The sequence below is a fragment of the Pseudomonas sp. W5-36 genome (assembly GCF_046540455.1).
GTDB lineage: Bacteria > Pseudomonadota > Gammaproteobacteria > Pseudomonadales > Pseudomonadaceae > Aquipseudomonas > Aquipseudomonas graminis_B.
Map to the genome: position 1 here is coordinate 301,185 of NZ_JAXCIQ010000005.1, position 14,906 is coordinate 316,090.

At 53.3% G+C, this 14,906-nt stretch carries 12 protein-coding genes and 4 pseudogenes; all 16 read left to right on the plus strand.

The features are described from left to right. Positions 1-456: 456 nt before the first annotated feature. The 16 genes and pseudogenes from tssI (SLW74_RS11895) (at position 457) to SLW74_RS11970 (ending at position 14,895) form a co-directional block, all read left to right on the plus strand. Positions 457-2,292 carry a type VI secretion system tip protein TssI/VgrG gene (gene tssI, locus SLW74_RS11895; protein WP_410928983.1) on the plus strand — a complete coding sequence of 612 codons (1,836 nt, stop codon included), beginning with the start codon at positions 457-459 and terminating at the stop codon, positions 2,290-2,292. A 22-nt stretch (positions 2,293-2,314) separates the two neighbouring features. Beyond that, positions 2,315-2,917 (plus strand): DcrB-related protein, encoded by a 603-nt coding sequence (locus tag SLW74_RS11900; RefSeq protein WP_410928984.1) that lies wholly within the window; start codon positions 2,315-2,317, stop codon positions 2,915-2,917. Then, the gene (locus SLW74_RS11905; protein ID WP_410928985.1) at positions 2,914-4,050 is read left to right on the plus strand and encodes a PAAR domain-containing protein; all 1,137 of its coding nucleotides are present in this window, start codon (positions 2,914-2,916) and stop codon (positions 4,048-4,050) included. The genes SLW74_RS11900 and SLW74_RS11905 overlap by 4 nt, the downstream gene beginning before the upstream one ends. A gap of 2 nt (positions 4,051-4,052) precedes the next feature. Beyond that, positions 4,053-4,451: an SMI1/KNR4 family protein gene (locus SLW74_RS11910; protein ID WP_410928986.1), complete on the plus strand. Its 399-nt coding sequence runs from the start codon at positions 4,053-4,055 to the stop codon at positions 4,449-4,451. A gap of 380 nt (positions 4,452-4,831) precedes the next feature. Continuing rightward, positions 4,832-5,990: pseudogene (gene tssI / locus SLW74_RS11915) on the plus strand (type VI secretion system tip protein TssI/VgrG); the annotation flags it as partial. 21 nt (positions 5,991-6,011) lie between these two features. After that, on the plus strand, positions 6,012-6,614 hold the full coding sequence (locus SLW74_RS11920) for a DcrB-related protein (protein WP_410928987.1): 603 nt from the start codon (positions 6,012-6,014) through the stop codon (positions 6,612-6,614). After that, complete coding sequence (locus SLW74_RS11925) at positions 6,611-7,834, plus strand: PAAR domain-containing protein (protein WP_410928988.1); 1,224 nt, start codon at positions 6,611-6,613, stop codon at positions 7,832-7,834. Before SLW74_RS11920 ends, SLW74_RS11925 begins: the two co-directional genes overlap by 4 nt. An 8-nt stretch (positions 7,835-7,842) precedes the next feature. Further along, positions 7,843-8,307 (plus strand): YrhA family protein, encoded by a 465-nt coding sequence (locus SLW74_RS11930; RefSeq protein ID WP_410928989.1) that lies wholly within the window; start codon positions 7,843-7,845, stop codon positions 8,305-8,307. Between the two features lie 449 nt (positions 8,308-8,756). Further along, entirely contained in the window at positions 8,757-8,942 is a 186-nt protein-coding gene (locus SLW74_RS11935) for a hypothetical protein (RefSeq protein WP_410928990.1), read from the plus strand. 237 nt (positions 8,943-9,179) lie between these two features. Beyond that, positions 9,180-9,371: pseudogene (locus tag SLW74_RS11940) on the plus strand (cytoplasmic protein); the annotation flags it as partial. Then, positions 9,368-10,603, plus strand: coding sequence for a PAAR domain-containing protein (locus SLW74_RS11945; RefSeq protein WP_410928991.1), 1,236 nt, complete (start codon positions 9,368-9,370; stop codon positions 10,601-10,603). The pseudogene SLW74_RS11940 and the gene SLW74_RS11945, both read left to right, overlap by 4 nt. Beyond that, entirely contained in the window at positions 10,603-10,956 is a 354-nt protein-coding gene (locus SLW74_RS11950) for a hypothetical protein (protein WP_410928992.1), read from the plus strand. The genes SLW74_RS11945 and SLW74_RS11950 overlap by 1 nt, the downstream gene beginning before the upstream one ends. A gap of 427 nt (positions 10,957-11,383) precedes the next feature. Then, positions 11,384-11,671 (plus strand): annotated as a pseudogene (locus SLW74_RS11955) (hypothetical protein); the annotation flags it as partial. A gap of 160 nt (positions 11,672-11,831) precedes the next feature. Beyond that, on the plus strand, positions 11,832-12,551 hold the full coding sequence (locus SLW74_RS11960) for a hypothetical protein (RefSeq protein WP_410928993.1): 720 nt from the start codon (positions 11,832-11,834) through the stop codon (positions 12,549-12,551). Between the two features lie 263 nt (positions 12,552-12,814). After that, positions 12,815-13,717, plus strand: a pseudogene (tssI, locus tag SLW74_RS11965) (type VI secretion system tip protein TssI/VgrG); the annotation flags it as partial. Between the two features lie 11 nt (positions 13,718-13,728). Beyond that, positions 13,729-14,895 (plus strand): PAAR domain-containing protein, encoded by a 1,167-nt coding sequence (locus tag SLW74_RS11970; protein WP_410928994.1) that lies wholly within the window; start codon positions 13,729-13,731, stop codon positions 14,893-14,895. Positions 14,896-14,906 lie beyond the last annotated feature (11 nt).

The window sequence follows — 14,906 nt, forward strand, 5'->3', positions numbered from 1 at the left end:
CACCATGTTGCGCGACGCTCCGCAAAATCGATTCACCGGGTTGACAGCGGGAGGCGCATAAGTGTCTCCTTTGCCGCTGTGAAACATCTGTAACGATTCTGAGAACGTGATGTCGTTCGCGAATTCCGGTGTCTGGTGGCACTTTCGCATTGCAGCGCGGTCGCAGTGTCCAGCAATTGAATTTTTACCCGGAACCAGATGGCGGTGCTGCCGATTGCGCACATGCGCGCGGACCCAACCGTCGATTCCGAGACTGTTGTTTTAAAGAAGCGTCTGTAGCTCGGGTCCTACGTGATTGTAGGAATGCCCCCACGGTCGATGGCGAACCCGCCCCGTGGTTCGTCATCTACCCGTAAGCGACGATGCAACAAGGGCTCCGGCCCCCTTGTCGGCTCGTAACCTGTTGTTGCTGAGCATGGCGGTAGCGTTCTACCCCGTGCCATCCAGGAGATTTTCATGATGATGGACCTTGCCGCGTTGCTCTCGCCCCAGAACCGGCGCCTGTTCAAGTTCAATAACCTCGCCAGTCCGGAACAGCAACTGCTGCTCGAGTCCTTCAAAGGTCGGGAGGCGCTGTCCCAGGCGTATAGCTTCGAGCTGCTACTGATCTGTGAAGACTCCGGCGTCGAGCTCAAGTCGATGATGGGGCAGTTGGTTACTATCGAAATCGAACTGGCCGACAGCACGCCGCGCTACATCGCCGGTTACCTCACGCGCTTCGCCAGCACCGGCAGCGATGGCGGCATGGCCCGCTACACCGCGACGCTCAACCCCTGGTTCTCGATGCTGAAAAACCGCTTCGACACGCGGATCTTTCAAGGCAATACCGTCGAGGAAGTGGTGACCCAGGTGTTCGCCCTGTGCCCGGCGTTCTCCCGCCACGAATTCCGCCTGACCAAGCCGCAAAAGCGCTACACCTACATCACCCAGTACCGTGAAACCGACTTCAACTTCGTCCAGCGTCTGCTCGAAGAAGAAGGGATGTTTTACTACTTCGAGCACACCGCCGAAGGCCACACCATGATCATCTGCGACGACTCCAGCATGCTGGAGCCGTTGCCGGAACAACCGCAGATCCGCTTCCATACCGCGTCCGTCACCGAGACCGCAGACTCCATCACTCAGTGGAGCGGCAACCGCCAGTTGCAGGCGGGCAAGATGGCAGTGCAGACCTTCGACTACCGTCAGCCCAACAACCGTCTGCCCGTCGGGATGAACAGCCTGAACAAACAGGGCGACGTCGAAACGTTCGAGATCTACGACTTCCCCGGCCAGTACACCCACGGCACTTATGATGAGGGCGAAACGCTGTTGCGCCTGCGCATGGAAGCCCTGGAAATACGCGGCAAGAAGTTCGAAGGCGCGAGCAACTGCCGTGCGATGAAGCCCGGTTATACCTTCGAGCTGGTGCAGCATTACGACCACGATCAGGGCTCGGCCGACGATCGCCAGTTCCTGCTGATGGGCGTCGAAAGCGAAGGCCACAACAATTATTTGAACGGCCATCAGGCGAGCTACTACAACACCTTCTCCTGCGTGCGCAAAAAGATTCCCTTCCGCCCGCAACTGTCCACGCCGCGGCCGACCATCTCTGGGCCACAGACCGCCATCATCGTTGGCCCGCCGGGCGAAGAAATCTTCACCGACGAACTCGGCCGCGTAAAAGTCCAATTCCACTGGGACCGTAACGGCAAGTACAACGACCACAGCTCCTGCTGGGTCCGCGTCGCCCAATCCGGCGCCAGCGGCGGTTTCGGCAGCATCCAGATCCCGCGTGTGGGCGATGAAGTGGTCGTGGTTTTCCTCGACGGTAATCCCGACCGCCCGTTGATTATGGGCAGCGTCTATAACAGCAAGAACACCCCGCCATGGTCGTTGCCGGCGAACAAGACGCAGAGTGGTTTTCTGACGCGTTCAATCAAGGGTAAAAGCTCTAACGCCAACTCTTTCATGTTCGAAGATAAGTCCGGCGCTGAGAAGGTCAGCCTGCACGCCGAACGTGATATGGAAACCGAGATCGAGGCGAATGAGATCCACAAAGTTGGCGGCAATCGTGAAATCAAGGTCGGGGGCACCCACACCGAAACGATTCACCTGCAGACAGCTATTAATGTTGAGGACGGGGCGTACGAGCTCTCCGTCAAGAAGGGTGAAGTGAAGATCACCGCCACCACATCTATCACGCTGCAAGTGGGCGCCAGCTCCCTGACCATGAAGTCCGACGGCACCATTACGTTGTCCGGTAACGTCGTGGACATCGAAGGCAAATCGATCATCAACCTGAACAAGTAGCAGACGGACAAGGAACGCCCCCATGCGCACCAGTATGTATGACCGAATTTCCGAGAAACGCATCGCGGAAGAACAACGCCTGGAAGCTGAACGCCTTGAACAGGAGCGTTTGGCAAACCTGATTCCCAAGCCCCATGAGCGTTTTCAGACCAACGAGTTGAGCTTCGTGCGGCCGGAGAGTTTCAAGGACAAGACCTTTCATGTCTTCACCTTGACGGATCTCGGGCCCAGCCCATTTTCACTCGTCATTGGCCGCTCGGTCGTCGCAGTTGATACCGATTTAGAAACGGTGGCGCAGCAACTGCTGGCTGAGCTGAGTAAAACCCTCGCTCACCTGGACTGGGTCGAGCCGCTTTTCCCCACAACGGCCGCGGGCGTCGACGCTAGACAAGTTGAATTCAGATGGCGGCAGCAGGGACAGCCTGTTCACCAATTGCAGCTGATCTTCCTGCACCGTGATGAGCATGAACAACCGTTGCTGATGCAGATCACCGGGACCAGTAACAACCCAGGCGGGATGACGCCAGCCGAGCGTGAGGCTTTCGTCTCCATCGCGGAGACACTTGAATTACGGATGCCGCCAGATCCTGATGACGAGCGCGATGGAGAGGCCGCTGCGGTATGAGTGCGGCCGCCCGGGTCGGGGACCCGATTGAACATACATCGGCGTTGGAAGGTTTGCTCTTGGGATTAGCCGTTGGCGCTGCGGCAGTGGTGGTCGCGGCGGCAGCGGGTGTCACCATTATCGCAACAGGTGGATTGGCCGCAGTGGCTGCGGTTGGCGCGGTCATGGCGTTGACGGCGGGATTTGGGGAGCTGATTGGCAGTCTGTCTTGGTGCACCAACAAGGCCGGGCAGATATTCAAAGGATCAGGAAACGTCTTCACCAACGGCAAGCCCGCAGCACGGGCTCACCTTGATACCGCTACGTGTGACAAACATGGCTCGGTGCCGCAAGTCATTGCCCAAGGAAGTCGCACGGTTCACATCAATGGCCAGCCTGCCGCGCGCGTGGGAGATCGCACCGTCTGTGACGGGAAGATTAGCGCTGGGTCTGGCAACGTCAACATCGGTGGCGCGACTGAAAAGACTGACGACATTAATCCTGAGGTCGAGCCATGGCTTCACTGGTTGGTCGGCGGGATCGGGTTTGCGAGTGCTGTGATCCTGACGTCGCCCGCTATAGCGTTCGCTGGACTGGTAGGAAGCTTTGCAGGCGGGATTGGCGGCGGTATCTTGGGTGGCCGGTGGTTCGGGGAAGGCTCGAATAAACAGAAATATATGGCTTTTGCCGGGGCATTGCTGGGCGGCGGGTTGGCGGGCAAGGGGCGACAGTGGTTTGATGCTCGGTATGACATCACGCAAGAAGGTTTAGGGTCGCTTTTTGGCAATATCAAAGTCACGCCCAAAGCCGCCGTAGGCGCTACAGCTCGAGCTTCCGACGAACCACCACCAGGTAGTTTTTCAATCTCAGATTGGACTGGCTATCCTGCGGACGTCCCAAAACCGCAAGGACCATTCAGATTAGTGGAGGGACCGGAGTATAATTCCGCCAGAGATGCTGCTAACAAGGCGAATAGGGCTATTCGCCGAGAACAAGGACTTGTGGGTCAAGCAGTGGATGTGCACGAGATCAATCCAGTTAAATTTGGTGGAAGCCCTACCGACGCCGCCAACAAAGTGATCCTGCCTCGTGATGTCCATCGGCAGCAGGTAACTCCATGGTGGAATAAATTGCAGAAAGATTTGGGAGAGTAGCGATGAAGTATGATCTAACAGAGGGGCTGCTTAATGGTCCTGCTGAAATTTCGGCTATTGTTGGTCTGGCAACACAAGCGGGGGTCGTGCTTCCGGAGAGTTATATTGACTTTCTCAAGAAGCATGATGGCGGCGAAGGCTTTATTGGTGATAGCTATATTATTTTTTGGAAAGCTGAAGAATTAGTCTTATTTAATCATGAATATGAAGTTGAGAAATATGCACCGGGGATTTTTCTGTTCGCTTCTAACGGTGGGGGTGAGGGATATGGGTTCGACACTGAGGATAAAGCAATGCCTATAGTACGTATTCCATTTATAGGCATGAATCGACAGTATGCTATCTCAGTTGCACGCGACCTCCCTGACCTATTTGCTCGTTTGGAGGAGTCAAATGAGTGATGTGAATAGGCAATCTCGTCCAAAGGGCATGGAGCTGTTCGAAATAAAACCGATCATAGTCGGGGGTGATCCGACCGACGTTAGAAATAAGGTATGGTTGACGAGACAACAGCATTTTGAAGCTGTGCGTTATTGGAATCAGGTTGTCAACAGTCTACGCGCTGAACGCAATTAATTGGTGGAGCTGGAGGCGCTACCGGCTTGTCAATAATTTAGTTATCCTTGGATAGTGGCCTTAGGTAAAGTCTAAACCTCCTAGTGCAAACAGTCCTACTAGCACTAGGAGCGGCTTAAGAACAGGAAATTTTCTTGCAACTTCGACGGACAAACATTTTCGAATGATGAGTCCAGAACTGTTAAACCTCTATCATCCAGTACCGTTTTACTACTTCGAGCACACTGCCGAAGGTCACACCATGATCATCTGCGACGACTCCAGCATGCTGCAGCCGTTGCCGGAACAACCGCAGATCCGCTTCCACACCGCGTCCGTCACCGAGACCGCAGACTCCATCACCCAGTGGAGCGGCAACCGCCAGTTGCAGGCGGGCAAGATGGCCGTGCAGACCTTCGACTACCGTCAGCCCAACAACCGGCTGCCCGTGGGGATGAACAGTCTGAACAAGCAGGGCGACGTCGAGACGTTCGAGATCTACGACTTCCCCGGACCACGATCAGGGCTCCGCCGACGATCGCCAGTTCCTGCTGATGGGCGTCGAAAGCGAAGGCCACAACAACTACTTGAACGGCCATCAGGCGAGCTACTACAACACCTTTTCCTGCGTTCGCAAAAAGATCCCGTTTCGCCCGCAACTGTCTACACCACGCCCGACTATCGCCGGGCCACAGACCGCCATCATCGTTGTCCCGCCGGGCGAAGAAATCTTCACCGACGAACTCGGCCGCGTAAAAGTCCAGTTCCACTGGGACCGCAACGGCAAGTACAACGACCACAGCTCCTGCTGGGTCCGCGTGGCACAGTCGGGTGCCAGTGGCGGCTTCGGCAGCATCCAGATTCCGCGTGTGGGCGATGAAGTGGTCGTGGTTTTCCTGGACGGCAACCCCGACCGCCCGTTGATCATGGGCAGCGTCTACAACAGCAAAAACACCCCGCCGTGGTCGTTGCCGGCGAACAAGACCCAGAGTGGTTTTCTGACGCGTTCAATCAAGGGTAAAGGCTCGAATGCCAACTCCCTCATGTTTGAAGATAAGTCTGGCGCTGAGAAGGTCAGCCTGCACGCCGAACGGGATATGGAAACCGAGATCGAGGCGAATGAGATCCACAAAGTTGGAGGCAATCGTGAAGTTAAGGTCGGGGGCACCCACACCGAAACGATCCAGCTGCAGACAGCCATTAATGTTGAGGACGGGGCGTACAAGCTCTCCGTCAAGAAGGGTGAAGTGAAGATCACCGCCACCACATCTATCACGCTGCAAGTGGGCGCGAGCTCCCTGACCATGAAGTCCGACGGCACCATCACGTTGTCCGGCAACGTCGTGGACATCGAAGGCAAATCGATCATCAACCTGAACAAGTAGCAGACGGACAAGGAACGCCCCATGCGCACCAGTATGTATGACCGGATTTCCGAGAAACGCATTGCGGAAGAACAACGCCTGGAAGCTGAACGCCTGGAACAAGAGCGTGTAGCTAACCTGATTCCGAAACCCCACGAGCGTTTTCAGACCAACGAATTGAGCTTCGTGCGGCCGGAGAGCTTCAAGGACAAGACCTTTCATGTCTTCACCTTGACGGATCTTGGGCCTAGCCCGTTTTCACTCGTCATTGGCCGCTCGGTCGTCGCAGCGGATACCGATTTAGAAACGGTTGCGCAGCAATTGCTGGCTGAACTGAATAAAACCCTCGCCCACCTGGAGTGGGTCGAGCCACTGTGTCCCACGACGACCGCAGGCGTTGATGCTAGACAAGTTGAATTCAGATGGCGTCAGCAGGGACAACCTGTTCACCAATTGCAGCTGATCTTCCTGCACCGTGATGAGCATGAACAACCGTTGCTGATGCAGATCACCGGGACAAGCAATAACCCAGCTGGGATGACGCCAGCCGAGCGTGAGGCATTTGCTTCCATCGTCGAAACACTTGAATTACGAACACCGCCAGGCCCCGATGATGCGCACAGTGGAGAGGCCGCCTCGGTATGAGTGCGGCCGCCCGGGTCGGGGATCCGATTGAACACACGTCAGCGCTGGAAGGCTTGCTCCTGGGGTTAGCCGTTGGCGCTGCGGCGGTAGTGGTTGCGGCGGCAGCGGGTGTCACCATTGTCGCAACAGGCGGATTGGCCGCAGTGGCTGCGGTTGGCGCGGTCATGGCGTTGTCGGCGGGATTTGGAGAGCTGATTGGCAGTCTGTCTTGGTGCACCAACAAAGCCGGGCAGATATTCAAAGGATCAGGAAACGTCTTCACCAATGGAAAGCCCGCAGCACGGGCTCATGTTGATACTGCAACGTGTGACAAACATGGCTCGGTGCCGCAAGTCATTGCCCAAGGAAGTCGCACGGTTCACATCAATGGCCAGCCTGCCGCCCGCGTGGGAGATCGCACCGTCTGTGACGGGAAGATTAGCGCTGGGTCTGGCAACGTTAATATTGGCGGCGCAACTGAACAGACGGACGATATTAACCCTGAAGTCGAGCCATGGCTTCATTGGCTTATGGGCGGCATCGGGTTCGGTAGCGCTGTAGTCCTGACGTCACCCCTCATAGCGATCACTGCATTTATAGACGGTGCAATAGGCGGTGTTATTGGCAGCGTCTTAGGTGGCCGATTGTTCGGGGAGGACTCGGATGAGCAGAAGGTCATGGCGTTCAGTGGGGCGCTTATAGGCGGCTGGTTTGGCGCGCGGTATGAGATAAAAACTGAGGGCTTTGGATCAAACTTTGGAAATATACGACTCACCCCCCGCGATCCAGAAAGCGTCTATGTCGGTAAACTCAAGGGCGAGGCTGTCGGGCTTCCAGGTGTCCGCACTGAGGAAATTGTCTACACTAAACGTCCGCCCGCCGAAACCAGAGAATTGAGGAATGTGTTTGATCGCAAGGTGCGCCCCGATTATTTAAAATCACTGTCTGAGAATCCTGAGAATATCCAGCACCTGAAAAACGCCGGCATTGATGACTCTGGTATTTCGCGAATGCAACAGGGCAAACTGCCTAGCCGTGACTGGCAAGTCCACCATGATCTACCTCTGGATGACGGTGGGACAAATAGCTTTAATAACCTGACACTCATTAAGAACGATCCCTATCATAAAGTTATTACTAATTACCAAAACACTGTGACCCGCGGCATGAAGCCCGGTGATAGTCAAACGTTGGACTGGCCAATCATTGATCTTGATGTCTACCCTCCGCCCTTACTCTAGAGGTTTGCATGGAAAACTTGGAAGAAAAGATAGCATATGTAAAAAAGACGTATGAGGCGGACGGATTTTTCTTCAATGAAGGTGCGCACGAGCATGAAATCAAGTCGTTTGTCAGGTCTAGCGAGATAGAGCTGGGGTTCAGCCCTCCGAGTGATTACCTTGAGATACTAAAAAGATTTGATGGTCTAGTAGTTGAAGGGGTTTTTCTCTACTCAACAAAACCCAAAAAACTTGTCGGCGGTGATGGATACTCGCTGGCCTTTATCGAAATGAATAAGTTATCGCGAGAAATTGAATGGATGGATCAATATGTTTTGTTTGGAGATAGCGATCAGGACGCTTACGTTTTAGACCTTGCTAAGGGACGTTACCAAGTTAGAGATAAGCAAGCGTTTGATAACGTATATGAAGAATTTGATAGTTTTTCGAGCCTGCTCGAATATATGGTGGAATTGATGGTAAGTCGTGTATAAGTCGAGGTGCGCCCTAGCTGACGTCGTCATGCCAAGGGCTGCCTCCGGGCCATCCTCCAGCCACGCAAGCCCGCCGTATCCGCCCGACAATCTAGAGACCTGAATGAATCAGGAATCTGATGCATTGATCAGTAGGCTGCTAACGAAACTCGATACGTCCTCTGCGACTAAACTGACTATGCCTTTGAGAAACCTTTTGCGGGCGACCATCACGGCCGGAGACACATATCCTTGTCGGCGTTTCTGGGGCAGTCCTTTTATCTTGAACACGCGATCCGAGAATTGCTAAGTGGTAGGCAGAAAAGGACGGGCGGGGGGCGTCGTGCTAGGTACTCCAACAGCAGCTCTCAAGCCAGTTAATGCCTCGGCATGGAAATTTTCTCCAGATGCTTATGGTGAGTCAGAAGTGCTACTGCATGGGAGTCGATCTGGCCTAAAGATATTTAACCATGATGAACTCTAAATATTTTTCAGAGAAAGCAGACTTTGAAAGATTTATTAAGTCTCGCCAGTTTGATCGCCGAGCTGCTGATGTGCTAGCCAAAGCGAAACTTGTAAATGGTCGACTCCCTGTTCCTTCCGAAGTGAATAGCTATAATGAGGAAGAATCGCCGGCAATCCGTTCCGTAATATAGTCTCGCGCTGATAACCTAAAATTGCAGGGGCGGGTGTTTAACGGTGCGACAAAGTGTTTGCAAGCTCTGAGCGATAAAAGAAGATTCTGATAAACGAGCTTGGGTAGCGATAAAAATTCAGGAAATATACTGATTTTTATCATCAACGTGAGGACTTATAAAATTGACGGATGCATGTCTTTACATGTTGTCGAACCCCAGTAGAACAACGCGGTAAAATCATGAGAAACTCCCTAATTGCAGCTGATCTTCCTGCACCGTGATGAGCACGAGCAACCGTTGCTGATCCAGATCACCGGGACCAGTAATAACCCAGGCGGGATGACGCCAGCCGAGCGTGAGGCATTTGCTTCCATCGTCGAAACACTCGAATTACGAATGCCGCCAAACCCTGATGACGAGCGCAGTGGAGAGGCGGCCTCGGTATGAGTGCGGCCGCCCGAGTCGGGGACCCGATTGAACACACTTCAGCGCTGGAAGGCTTGCTCCTGGGGTTAGCCGTTGGCGCTGCGGCGGTAGTGGTTGCGGCGGCAGCGGGTGTCACCATTGTCGCAACAGGCGGATTGGCCGCAGTGGCTGCGGTTGGCGCGGTCATGGCGTTGTCGGCGGGATTTGGAGAGCTGATTGGCAGTCTGTCTTGGTGCACCAACAAAGCCGGGCAGATATTCAAAGGATCAGGAAACGTCTTCACCAATGGAAAGCCCGCAGCACGGGCTCATGTTGATACTGCAACGTGTGACAAACATGGCTCGGTGCCGCAAGTCATTGCCCAAGGAAGTCGCACGGTTCACATCAATGGCCAGCCTGCCGCCCGCGTGGGAGATCGCACCGTCTGTGACGGGAAGATTAGCGCTGGGTCTGGCAACGTTAATATTGGCGGCGCAACTGAACAGACGGACGATATTAACCCTGAAGTCGAGCCATGGCTTCATTGGCTTATGGGCGGCATCGGGTTCGGTAGCGCTGTAGTCCTGACGTCACCCCTCATAGCGATCACTGCATTTATAGACGGTGCAATAGGCGGTGTTATTGGCAGCGTCTTAGGTGGCCGATTGTTCGGGGAGGACTCGGATGAGCAGAAGGTCATGGCGTTCAGTGGGGCGCTTATAGGCGGCTGGTTTGGCGCGCGGTATGAGGTCAAAACTCAGGGTTTTGGGTCGAACTTAGCTAACGTAAAAATCCAACGTCGAGGAGCATCTGTTGGAGAACCAGAAAAAGTTCCGACCTATAAAGTTCCGCACTCTCCCGTTACCAAGGCACAAAGAGCAGATCTCAAGGCTAAACTGGAAAATAGGACTTTGACCAGAGAGGAGTATAAGCGTCTTGATTGGGATCGAAGGTTCGCCAATAAACGGGCAAAAGGAGTGTCAAGGTTTTGGGCAGATGAGCGCGCTAAGCTTAAACTAGATGAGCCAGGCACTCGAAATTGGTCTGCAGACCAGCAAGCTGACATTCTAGCGAATAAAACGCCAAAATTTAATGGTGAGTCAATTCAAGGGCATCATAAATATAATGCACTCGATCACCCTCAACTTGCCAGTGATCCCAAAAATATCTATCCTGCTACTCGCACTGAGCACTTTGAGCGGTGGCATGGTGGAAGCTGGAGGAACGATTCTTTTGGCGATCCGCTTAACTATTCATATCCTGAGGAGTTCTAATGTCAGTAATTGCAATCGTACTTAATGAAGCATCTGCCAGTGCTAAAGGGCTGCTAGAGCTTCATCGGATCTTGGGCGTGTCTTTGCAAGACATAAAAGAAAAGGCATCTAGTCGCGAGCCGATCGTAGAGGTTGAGATATTTGAAGGTGAATATCAGGCCCATGCTGAGTTAATACGAGCAGTAACTATCGCGCTTAAGAAACACAATATCAGTGCCAATTATTATGAAATTCCCTATGGTGAGCATTATTCGGGCAATTCCCGTCTCAGTACTTGGCGTATTGATTCGGACAATGTTGAGGGCATTTTGACTGCCGCTGACGCTGAGATTGAGCGCCAGTTGAACGGCTAACATATTTTTCTGAATTCGCTTGAGTGATTTGGGTATAGTGCCAAGGTTAGCCGCGCCTGCGCCTAAGTAATTTACGCAAGGTTTCCGGTGAATACAATAATTCCACTATCATTCAGTCATGCAGCAAGCTCAGGTGTTAGCTAAAAAAGCATGCTGCAAGTAGCGCGCATCAGCTAGATGGTTGGTTCCAGATCGTTCTCTACACAGAATGAGAAGTGTTCAGGGTTTCGCTGCATTACAATACGGAACAGTGCAGCAGTCCCCATGGAGTAGCTGCGTGTGTTCAAATTAATGATTGTTAAAGAAAGGTGGCTGGGCCGCAGAATTCACCATCGAAAAGTTGGATTAAAATCAAACAGCTCTCAGTTTCTTCTGGGCTGTTTACCAAGCGTAGGCAAGTTAGTCACGACCAAGAAGTGGAGCCGATAACCTGATCGGCATCACGCTACCCGATGGCAATAAGCTGGCATTCAAGTACGACGACTTCTCCCGCCTGATCGAAGAGACCGATCCGCTGGGGCGCAAGATCCGCTACAAGCACCACCTCGGTACCACGCTGGTGACCGAAACCACGTTCCCCGACGGCAGTGTCTGGAAGGCCCGCTACGACGATAAAGGCAACCTGATCGCTGAAGTCGATGCACTCGGCCACAAAACCGAGTACCTCAACAGCGACGACGGCCTGCCGCACACCATCATCGACGCCACACACGAATACGAAGCCAACGGGCAGCTGCACAGCCGCGACACTGGCCGTCTCGTAGGCAGCGAAGCGTTCAGATACGACGCTATAGCGCTGATGGAGCAAGAATGGCTGCCGAAGGAATTAGGTATCGCCAGGATGTAGGTCCTCACTTTGAATAGGGGTTCGTGATATGTTTTCTAAGCAGGATTTGCTAGAGTCTTTCCCAGTAGTTGAGGAAAGAGGCTCGGGATATTACTTCTTTCAACATAAGCTGCCTAAGCTCGTGTATGAATATTGCCTAAAAAGCGCTGAGGATAAAGATCTCTTAACTGTTACGGAGGACACAGCCGATCGTGATTTCGCAATTAAGGTAGTGGATCAAGCGCCGCTTGATTTGTCACGTGAGAAGCCAGCTTTATATAAGTTGAGTGGAAATGACTACGGGTTTACCCATGCTTTGGCTGTTCCAAGTTCTTATCATTCGAGTCTGAAAGGAAGACTTGAGCCCAAACGTGGTAATGTATTTCTCTGTATTCCTATCTTTAGATGTGAGTTTGCTGGAGATGAGTCTGAAGCGGAATTCAGGGATATGATATCTCGAATGATTCCGGTTTTTAGATGGCAAAGACACGTGTTCCCTAAGCTTAGGGTGTATTTTGATAACCCGGCGACGGCGAGCGGCTCTGCCGAGGATGGAGTACTGATGAAAGTGCCAACATTGGTGTCGGAAATCGAAAATCTAAATGGCGTTGTTAACGGTTTCATTGAGATAACCAACTACGAAGCTAAGGTGGTCGAAATTCTGTCTCTGGAAGTTGATGTGTATACGTTAATTCGTGACCGGTCTACTGAGGTGACGCTCTCCGTTGATGAATTGAAGAAGGAGATCTTGGAATTTGCACAAGTGTGAAGGCAGCGGGCGAAAATCCTTGGAGTCAGTGGAAGTCCGCCTGAGAATGGTTTGAAAATATGTATAAATTGAACACGTGGCCGAGACAAGCAGGGGTGGATGTATTCCGCTTCTGCGCGGCTTTTTATAAACTAACCTGATTTCCATCCCTGATCGACAGTTAGAGGGTTAAATGCTTTGCAGATTAGCGATACTTGAGTAGAACTTCCTATTCTTATTCTTGCGTGAGACGGTAGTGCCGGTTTTTTTTATTACGGATTGATCTCATACGGTCTCGCAAGCGCTACACCTACATCATCCAATACCGTGAAACCGACTTCAACTTCGTCCAGCGTCTGCTCGAAGAAGAAGGGATGTTTTACTACTTCGAGCACACCGCCGAAGGCCACACCATGATCATCTGCGACGACTCCAGCATGCTGGAGCCGTTGCCGGAACAACCGCAGATCCGCTTCCACACCGCGTCCGTCACCGAGACCGCAGACTCCATCACCAAGTGGAGCGGCAACCGCCAGTTGCAGGCGGGCAAGATGGCCGTGCAGACGTTCGACTACCGTCAGCCCAACAACCGTCTGCCCGTCGGGATGAACAGCCTGAACAAACAGGGCGACGTCGAGACGTTCGAGATCTACGACTTCCCCGGCCAGTACACCCACGGCACTTACGACGAGGGCGAAACGCTGTTGCGCCTGCGCATGGAAGCCCTGGAAATCCGCGGCAAGAAGTTCGAAGGGGCGAGCAACTGCCGCGCGATGAGGCCTGGCTACACCTTCGAGCTGGTGCAGCACTACGACCACGATCAAGGCTCGGCCGACGATCGCCAGTTCCTGCTGATGGGCGTTGAAAGCGAAGGCCACAACAACTACCTCAACGGCCATCAGGCGAGCTACTACAACACCTTCTCCTGCGTGCGCAAAAAGATTCCCTTCCGCCCGCAACTGTCCACGCCACGCCCGACCATCGCCGGGCCACAGACCGCCATCATCGTTGGCCCGCCGGGCGAAGAAATCTTCACCGACGAACTCGGCCGCGTAAAAGTCCAGTTCCACTGGGACCGCAACGGCAAGTACAACGACCACAGCTCTTGCTGGGTCCGCGTGGCACAGTCGGGTGCCAGTGGCGGCTTCGGCAGCATCCAGATTCCGCGTGTGGGTGATGAAAAGGTTTACTCCTAGGGATGGCCTTAGGCGCTGCGGTAGTGGTGGGCGCGTTGGCAGCAGGTGTCACTATCGCTGCCACAGGTGGGTTGGCGACGATAGCCGTCATTGGTGCGGTCGTCTCGCTCTCTGGGGGAGTTGGCGAACTGATTGGCAGTCTGTCTTGGTGCACCAACAAGGCCGGGCAGATATTCAAAGGATCAGGAAACGTCTTCACCAACGGAAAGCCCGCAGCACGAGCTCACCTTGATACCGCTACGTGTGACAAACATGGCTCGGTGCCGCAAGTCATTGCGCAAGGAAGTCGTACGGTTCACATCAACGGTCAGCCTGCCGCTCGTGTGGGTGATCGCACTGTTTGTGACGGGAAGATTAGCGCTGGGTCTGGCAACGTCAACATCGGTGGCCTGACCGAAGAGACAGACGACATTAGCCCTGAGGTTGCTCTATGGGTTCATGTGTTGGTCGCCGGAATTGGGTTCGGTAGCGCTACGGTCTTGAGGTCGTTCGGCTTTGCGGTGGGTGGGCTGATAGGTGGTCTGTCAGGCGGGATTGGTGGCAGCATCTTGGGTGGAAGATTGTTCGGGGAGGACTCGAATAAGCAGAAGGTTATGGCGTTTGCCGGGGCATGGCTGGGCGGCGGGCTTGGCGCGAAAGGTGGTGAGTGGGTTGGTGCGCGATATCAGATTAAACAAGAAGGGCTTGGTTCGCTTCTTGGCAATGTGAAAATTGTAAAAAAACCACTGGTTCCTGCAGATGCTGCTGAAAGAATATCCCCCGAGCTTTATGACAAACTCAGAACTAAAACCCCAAGTTTGCAGATTAGAAAAATGGTGAACAAGGGTGTCGTGTTGCCGATGGACGATCCTGCTCTCCCTGGATTGCAGATCACTAAGGCACTGCATGCCGAACATGTAGTTTCCATGAAAACCATCACTGAGATGGACGGTTTTTCAAATCTCACATTTAATGATCAAGTTGCTGTTCTAAATTATAAGCCCAACTTCATAGGCTTAAGTGAAACAGCGAACACATCCAAAGGCGCTAAGTCTTACGCGGAATGGACCTCCTACAAAAAAGGAGGAGTCGAGGTTGATCCTGCCTTCAGATCGAGTATGATGCGTCGAGAGGCAGAGCTCGAGCCAGAAATCCAGAGTCATATATATTCTTTGTTAGATGGTTATTAGTGCAGGAGAGG

What these genes read in the sequence shown, in the direction of transcription:
- SLW74_RS11945 (WP_410928991.1), top strand. Translation starts at nt 9,368, where the DNA reads ATGAGTGCGGCCGCCCGAGTCGGGGACCCGATTGAACACACTTCAGCG.
- SLW74_RS11900 (WP_410928984.1), top strand. Translation starts at nt 2,315, where the DNA reads ATGCGCACCAGTATGTATGACCGAATTTCCGAGAAACGCATCGCGGAA.
- SLW74_RS11960 (WP_410928993.1), top strand. Translation starts at nt 11,832, where the DNA reads ATGTTTTCTAAGCAGGATTTGCTAGAGTCTTTCCCAGTAGTTGAGGAA.
- SLW74_RS11920 (WP_410928987.1), top strand. Translation starts at nt 6,012, where the DNA reads ATGCGCACCAGTATGTATGACCGGATTTCCGAGAAACGCATTGCGGAA.
- SLW74_RS11950 (WP_410928992.1), top strand. Translation starts at nt 10,603, where the DNA reads ATGTCAGTAATTGCAATCGTACTTAATGAAGCATCTGCCAGTGCTAAA.
- SLW74_RS11970 (WP_410928994.1), top strand. Translation starts at nt 13,729, where the DNA reads ATGGCCTTAGGCGCTGCGGTAGTGGTGGGCGCGTTGGCAGCAGGTGTC.
- SLW74_RS11935 (WP_410928990.1), top strand. Translation starts at nt 8,757, where the DNA reads ATGATGAACTCTAAATATTTTTCAGAGAAAGCAGACTTTGAAAGATTT.
- SLW74_RS11910 (WP_410928986.1), top strand. Translation starts at nt 4,053, where the DNA reads ATGAAGTATGATCTAACAGAGGGGCTGCTTAATGGTCCTGCTGAAATT.
- SLW74_RS11930 (WP_410928989.1), top strand. Translation starts at nt 7,843, where the DNA reads ATGGAAAACTTGGAAGAAAAGATAGCATATGTAAAAAAGACGTATGAG.
- tssI (WP_410928983.1), top strand. Translation starts at nt 457, where the DNA reads ATGATGATGGACCTTGCCGCGTTGCTCTCGCCCCAGAACCGGCGCCTG.
- SLW74_RS11905 (WP_410928985.1), top strand. Translation starts at nt 2,914, where the DNA reads ATGAGTGCGGCCGCCCGGGTCGGGGACCCGATTGAACATACATCGGCG.
- SLW74_RS11925 (WP_410928988.1), top strand. Translation starts at nt 6,611, where the DNA reads ATGAGTGCGGCCGCCCGGGTCGGGGATCCGATTGAACACACGTCAGCG.